Source organism: Alkalicoccus saliphilus (genome assembly GCF_003044065.1).
Lineage (GTDB): Bacteria > Bacillota > Bacilli > Bacillales > Salisediminibacteriaceae > Alkalicoccus > Alkalicoccus saliphilus.
In genome coordinates this window covers 1-6,309 of record NZ_PZJJ01000064.1, presented here as the reverse complement: position 1 = coordinate 6,309, position 6,309 = coordinate 1, and the positions used below count along the sequence as shown (strand labels likewise).

General features: G+C 48.9%; 8 protein-coding genes. All 8 read right to left on the bottom strand.

Annotated elements, in window-relative coordinates; translation table 11 throughout:
- Positions 1–238, bottom strand: a 238-nt coding sequence (locus tag C6Y45_RS17115) for an IS3 family transposase (RefSeq protein WP_146159195.1), incomplete at its 3' end; no start/stop codon positions are given.
- Positions 239–240: 2 nt separating this feature from the next.
- The gene (locus tag C6Y45_RS17110; RefSeq protein ID WP_107586440.1) at positions 241–552 is read right to left on the bottom strand and encodes a transposase; all 312 of its coding nucleotides are present in this window, start codon (positions 550–552) and stop codon (positions 241–243) included.
- Between the two features lie 288 nt (positions 553–840).
- The gene (upp, locus tag C6Y45_RS17105; RefSeq protein ID WP_107586439.1) at positions 841–1,470 is read right to left on the bottom strand and encodes a uracil phosphoribosyltransferase; all 630 of its coding nucleotides are present in this window, start codon (positions 1,468–1,470) and stop codon (positions 841–843) included.
- Between the two features lie 350 nt (positions 1,471–1,820).
- Positions 1,821–3,086 carry a serine hydroxymethyltransferase gene (locus C6Y45_RS17100; protein ID WP_107586438.1) on the bottom strand — a complete coding sequence of 422 codons (1,266 nt, stop codon included), beginning with the start codon at positions 3,084–3,086 and terminating at the stop codon, positions 1,821–1,823.
- Positions 3,087–3,358: 272 nt separating this feature from the next.
- Positions 3,359–4,069 (bottom strand): ABC transporter permease, encoded by a 711-nt coding sequence (locus C6Y45_RS17095; RefSeq protein ID WP_107586437.1) that lies wholly within the window; start codon positions 4,067–4,069, stop codon positions 3,359–3,361.
- Positions 4,066–4,920, bottom strand: a complete 855-nt coding sequence (locus C6Y45_RS17090; protein WP_107586436.1) for an ABC transporter ATP-binding protein — start codon at positions 4,918–4,920, stop codon at positions 4,066–4,068. Before C6Y45_RS17090 ends, C6Y45_RS17095 begins: the two co-directional genes overlap by 4 nt.
- Positions 4,921–5,020: 100 nt before the next feature.
- Positions 5,021–6,019, bottom strand: coding sequence for a LytTR family transcriptional regulator DNA-binding domain-containing protein (locus C6Y45_RS17085; protein ID WP_107586435.1), 999 nt, complete (start codon positions 6,017–6,019; stop codon positions 5,021–5,023).
- Positions 6,020–6,059: 40 nt separating this feature from the next.
- Positions 6,060–6,309, bottom strand: a 250-nt coding sequence (locus tag C6Y45_RS17915; RefSeq protein ID WP_218017837.1) for a hypothetical protein, incomplete at its 5' end; no start/stop codon positions are given.

The following is a 6,309-nucleotide window of genomic DNA, read 5'->3' as shown; positions in this document are numbered from 1 at the left end:
CGATCCACCCTTCCTGAAGCAGACGGGCATGGATCCGCGGGCTGCCGTAGGTTTCCCGGCTTTCCAGAAAGATCCGCCGGACCGCCCGTTCCAGTTCCCTCCGTCGTTTTTCCCTCGAAGAGGGACCGTCCGTCTTCCGCTGGACGTACCGGTAATAGCCGGCACGGGACACCCGGAGTACCTCGCACATCTTCACCACGCGGTGTTCGTCCGCGTGCGTTTCGATAAACTGAAACAACGCTATTTTTCCGGGTCTTCCGTGAAAATGTGCAGCGCTTTTTTTAAGATAGCGACTTCCTCTTCCAACTCCCGCCGGGCTTTTTCCGACGCTTCCAGCCGGCTTTCATATTCGGTCGCTGTTGTCAGGCCGCTCTGTCGGCTTCGTTCCGCTTCCCACTGTTCGTCTTTATAGGCTTTGACCCAGCGCATCAGGGAACTGTAGGAAATGCCGAGCTCCCGTTCCAAATCTGCCGGGCGACGTCCATCCTGGACTACCAGCTTCGCGACATACTTCCGGAACACCTTGTCGTAATACTTCTTTTCCTTCTCCATCCGCTCGTCCTCCTCCGGGGGGTTTGTTAGCTGTATTCTATCACTTTGGCGTGTCTACTTTTTATACTAACTTCATATTCCGCCGTACGTTGGTAGAATTATACTGTATCCCACCACCGAAACATCCCTTTACCGGTCAAAGCAGAACGCAGAAGCGCTTTTCTTCTGCGAAAGGTCATCAGGTTGGTGCTTTTCGGCTTTTATCCCCTCTCAAAACAGCAGAAAGGTTCAGGGATCCCCTGAACCTTTCTTTTCCGCACCTCTTTTATAAAGTGGGCCGGTTTTTATTTACTTTGTTCCGAAGAGACGGTCACCGGCATCGCCGAGACCAGGAACGATGTAGCCTTTTTCGTTCAGTTTTTCATCGAGCGCGGCAAGGTAAATGTCTACGTCCGGGTGCGCTTCCTTCATAAGCTCCACGCCTTCCGGTGCTGCGACAAGACACATCAGCTTGATGTTCACGGCTCCGCGTTTTTTCATGACGTTGATCGCTTCGATCGCCGATCCACCTGTCGCGAGCATTGGATCGACGACGATAAACTCCCGTTCGCTCGTATCCTTTGGAAGCTTCACGTAGTATTCCACAGGCTTCAATGTTTCCGGATCCCGGTAGAGGCCGACGTGTCCAACTTTAGCTGCGGGGATCAGCTCGAGCATGCCGTCCACCATGCCTAGGCCTGCACGAAGAATCGGTACGATGCCGAGTTTTTTCCCGGCAATCGTTTTGCACGTTGCTTCGGCAACCGGCGTCTGGACTTTCACTTCCTGAAGCGGCAGTTCTCTCGTAATTTCAAAGGCCATCAGCCCGGCTATTTCGTTTGTCAGTTCGCGGAACTCTTTCGTTCCGGTCTGTTCGTTTCGAATGTACGACAGCTTATGCTGAATTAACGGGTGATCAAAAACGTATACTTTTGCCACAGCAACCACGCTCCTCATGTTCTTTATCCTTTGCTGATTCTACCGAATTTCCCACGCTTAAGCAAGCAAATTCGTGCGAAAGAAAGATGGTTTAATAACAGAACGCAGATCGTTCGATAAAAACATAAAACCCTTGGTACAAAGGCTTTTATGTTTGAGTCAACCGTTATAACACCTCAAAACCCTCTCTTTTTCACTTGAACTTTTGTGAAAGTTCAGCCGGGCAGTACGCTTACATTTTGTTCTTTTTCCCTGCGCAGTTTTCTTCAATCGCGGGAGAACGGAAAGAGAACGCCTTCCTCCTTCGTATAAAAAATGTCCCGGAACGAATTCCGGGACAATGCTGCGTATTAAAGATCTGTATACATCGGGTGAGCTGCTGTCAGGTCTGCTACCTCTTTCGCAGCTTTTTTGAGCACTTCTTCGTTTTCTGGATCTTTCAGAACGTCTGCCATGATACGGCCGACTTCCTTCAGATCTTCTTCCACGAAACCGCGGGATGTTACTGCTGCTGTTCCAAGGCGGATACCGCTCGTTACGAACGGGCTTTCCGGATCGAAAGGAATTGCATTTTTATTCGTCGTTATGCCTACTTCATCCAAGGCTTTTTCGCCGACTTTTCCGGTCAGGTTGAGGCTTCTGAGATCGAGCAGGACGAGATGGTTTTCTGTTCCGCCGGACACGAGATTGATACCGTTCGCAGTTAAAGATTCCGCAAGCGCAACGGCGTTTTTGCGTACCTGCTTGGAATACGTTTTAAAGTCATCCTGAAGTACTTCGCCGAACGATACGGCTTTTGCACTGATGACGTGCATCAGTGGTCCGCCCTGAAGGCCGGGGAAAATCGCTTTATCAATTTTCTTTCCGTATTCCTCTTTTGTAAGGATCATGCCTCCACGCGGTCCGCGCAGTGTTTTGTGCGTAGTCGTCGTGACAAAATCCGAGTATGGTACCGGGTTCATGTGCTCGCCGGCCGCGACAAGTCCGGCAATATGAGCCATGTCCACCATCAGGTAGGCACCGACTTCGTCAGCAATTTCACGGAATTTCTTAAAGTCAATTTCCCGAGGGTAGGCACTGGCTCCGGCTACGATCATTTTCGGCTTGTGTTCCACGGCCATATCGCGTACTGTATCGTAGTTAATTCTCCCGGTATCTTCTTCCACACCGTAACCGACAAACTCGTACTGCTTCCCGCTGAAGTTCACCGGGCTGCCGTGCGTGAGGTGTCCGCCGTGATTCAGATCCATGCCGAGTACTTTATCGCCCTGATCCAGAAAGGCGAAGTATACAGCCATGTTTGCCTGCGCTCCGGAATGCGGCTGTACGTTGACATGTTCCGCTCCGAAAATTTCTTTGGCACGGTCACGGGCAATGTTTTCTACAACGTCTACGTGTTCACAGCCGCCGTAATACCGCTTTGCCGGATAACCTTCAGCATACTTGTTTGTCAGTACCGATCCCTGGGCTTCCATCACTGCTTTGGATACGAAGTTTTCGGATGCAATCAGCTCGATGTTATCCTGCTGGCGCTTCAGCTCAGCTTCGATTGCTGCGTACACTTCAGAATCCTGTGCTTTCACACTGCTTAAGTTCTGCTTATCAATCGTTGTCATTATACATGAACCCTCCCTATGCTCTTTCAAAATTGCCTCATATGCCCTTCATTTTAACTCCTCACGTGAAAATAAGCAAAGCAAATTCACAATTTCCATTCGTTGAAGGCGGTTTCATTCTGCTTTTTCTGATAATTGAGGCTTTTTTCCTGTATATACCCTGACTATTTCCCAGGAAAACGGATGATCACCGCATTGAATTTCTATAACGTTCGGACAAATTCACAGGCTGAAACAAAAAGAAGCTGCCCTGTTTTCAGGCAGCTTTGTACTTAATTATCCTTCATGTTATAACGGTAGGCAGCAATAACTGCAGCGGCTGCTGCAACCGTCCAGGCAGTTAAAACGAGGAAAATACTTCCCGTTTCCGCCCATCCGGCACCGGCTGCTGTCTCGGCTGCGAGCAGTTCCAGCTGAAAGTTCGGCAGGTAGTCGAGAACGGACAGAAACTCGTATTCCTGAAAAAACTCTACAAACAAATTACCCATGCCGAACAAAAACAACACCGGAAGCGCCACGACGGATGCTTCGATAAGAGAACGCGTCAGCAGTCCCATGAGTGTGCCGAGTGTTAAAAAGAAAATGATGCCAAGAGCCAGTCCGGCGTAGACGACCGGACCGTTTTCCGGAACGTAGCCCGTAATACGCATACAAATGATCAACGTGGCGATCGTCAAAAAAGCAGTGACGAGGCTTTTTCCGATCAAAATTTCCATCGTGCCTGCCGGCGACATCATCAATGTGCGCAGCGTATTTTTTTCTTTTTCCTCGGCGATCAGGGAAGCCTGCACGAACACCGCCACTGCCGTTAAAGTCAGGTTAATCACGAGAAAGTGGATTTCCAGGGGAACGGTTTCTCCCCTCCCGAATAAAAAGGCGAAAAACAGCGGCATAAGTGCTGTCGATAAAACAAACATGTTTTTTGACAAGTCTTTCATGTCTTTATTAAAAATAGCGTAAATTCTGCCGAGTGAGAATGTCATACGAGTTCCCTCCCTGTCATCTGCACGAATATGTCCCCGAGTGTCGGATCGTTCGGGTAGACCGAGGCTACTTCGTCTGTCTTTAATAGAGCGGCAGCTGTTTCCGCCCCGGCCGCACTTTTTGACACGCGGTGCTTTTCGCCATTCCGCAGTTCGATCGTAAACGTATTATCGGCATAACTCCGGCGTATCTGCTGAGGAGAACCTTCCTCCTGCACGGCGCCATCATAAAGAAAAGCAATTCTTCCGCAGAGATGCTCTGCTTCTTCCATGTCGTGTGTCGTCATAAAAATTGTCGTTCCCTGGGCGTTAAGTCTCTGCAGGCCGCGGTGAATATGGCGTTTACTTGCTGGATCCAGAGCCGCTGTCGGCTCATCCAGGAAAAGGAGATCCGGCTCATGAAGAAGCGCCCTTGCAAGAATGACCCGCTGCGTCATTCCCCGGGAAAGCTTACTAATCTGTTTTTTCTTTTCTTCTTGCAGTGCCACCATTTCCAGTACTGTATCGATTCGTTTATCTGCTTGGAAAATTCCATACAGACTGGCAAAAAACTTTAAATTCTCGTAAACATTGAGGCGGGTATACAATCCGCTGTTGTCCGTCATAACGCCGATACGCTTTAAGTGCTGAGGGGTGTTGATACGCTCCGCCTCCACCCCGAACACTGCAGCGCTGCCGGAGGTTGACCGCAGCTGACCGGTTAAAATTTTAACCGCTGTCGTTTTCCCAGCTCCACTCGGTCCGAGAAAGCCGAAAATTTCTCCTTTTCCTACGTGAAAATTCAGGTTATCCAATGACTTTGCCCCGCCGAAATACTTTGAAAGTCCTTCTACTTTAATAATAGGTTCCATAGGCCGTTCCTCCTTTTAAGATCTGCTTTTAGTTTAAGCATATCCGGGGGAACCGGCATTATTATTCCGCCGAATGGTGCGTACTGAAGGGTGAACGGAGTTATTTCAGCCCGAGCATTTCTTTCAGCTCCTCCATTTTGCTTTTGGAGAGAGGAACGGTGTTTTTTCCTGCGTCGTCCAGTTCGAGACTGAAGCTGTTTCTTGTCCAGGTGATGACTTCCCTCACTTTCTGGAGGTTGACAATATAGGAACGGTGACAGCGGAAAAAACCGTAGTTTTTTAATTTTTTCTCCAGATCCATCAGTGTAAAACTGCACGGAAATTCTTCATTGTTTATATAGAGAAGGACTTTTCCTTCACGACTTTCAATGTAGTCTATTTCCGGCGGATTGAATAAGATGATTTTCTCGTTTATTTTGGCAGGAATTTTGGTGAACGTCAGGCCGGCCGCATCTTCCGGTTCCGGTTCCTTATCTTCTGTATGTATTTTCGTGATTTTTCCGCTGCTGATTTGATAGACGTTGTCTGCACAGGTGAGCGCGCTTTCCATGTTGGCTGTCAGAACAAGTACAGCCGCCCCTTCGTTTTTCAGGTCGTGAAGTAATGGCAGAAGAATTTTCTTCGATTCCACGTCCAGGTTCTGATCCCATTCCTCCATAATGATAATGTCAGGCTGTTGAAACAGCAGCAGACAAAACTGCAGCCTTTTCTTTTCGGAAAAAGACAGGGCACTGATTTTTGTGAAAAGCCGGGACTCGAGCTGGACCTGCCGGGAGGCGCCTGCTACTGAACGCGGACTACGGTAAATTCTCCGCCAGAAAGTGAGCCATTCCTTTACCGTCAGGCGTTCGTAAAGGCCGAACTCTTTTTGGAAATAGCCGATATGTTTTCGGGCTTCTTTTTTGGAAAGTTCCTTCGTGTTGATGAATACGCTGCCTGTATACGGCGTTTCGCGCATCTCCAGCACCCGGAGCAGCCCCTGCTGAATTTCTGTGTCTATATAGAGCGCGGTAATTTCTCCGGGAAGAACATAAAAATTCATTTCCGGCAGCTTTATACTGCTGTCCTGCAGGCTGATTTTTTTAAAGTAAAGACTCATTGCAGTCCCTCCGCCCAAAATGTGGTGTGATACTTCCAGTTTAACGCATTCCTGCTGAAAAAGTCTGCCGTTCTTTGTCAAGCAGGTCTGTATTGGCTGCGGAAGAGGGCCCAGCGACCGGCGTGGGGCTGCAGTGGGAGACGTTGATTTCTACCATCTTCCGGCGGAATTTGAAGTTAGTATAAAAAGTAGACACGCCAAAGTGATAGAATACAGCTAACGAAAGCAACCGGAGGAGGAGAAGGAAATGGAGAAGGAGAAAAAACATTACGACAGAAGATTCCGGCGAT

Excerpts from the sequence above, each read along its gene's own strand:
- C6Y45_RS17110 (WP_107586440.1), bottom strand. The coding sequence starts at position 552 with ATGGAGAAGGAAAAGAAGTATTACGACAAGGTGTTCCGGAAGTATGTC.
- C6Y45_RS17095 (WP_107586437.1), bottom strand. The coding sequence starts at position 4,069 with ATGACATTCTCACTCGGCAGAATTTACGCTATTTTTAATAAAGACATG.
- C6Y45_RS17085 (WP_107586435.1), bottom strand. The coding sequence starts at position 6,019 with ATGAGTCTTTACTTTAAAAAAATCAGCCTGCAGGACAGCAGTATAAAG.
- C6Y45_RS17090 (WP_107586436.1), bottom strand. The coding sequence starts at position 4,920 with ATGGAACCTATTATTAAAGTAGAAGGACTTTCAAAGTATTTCGGCGGG.
- C6Y45_RS17100 (WP_107586438.1), bottom strand. The coding sequence starts at position 3,086 with ATGACAACGATTGATAAGCAGAACTTAAGCAGTGTGAAAGCACAGGAT.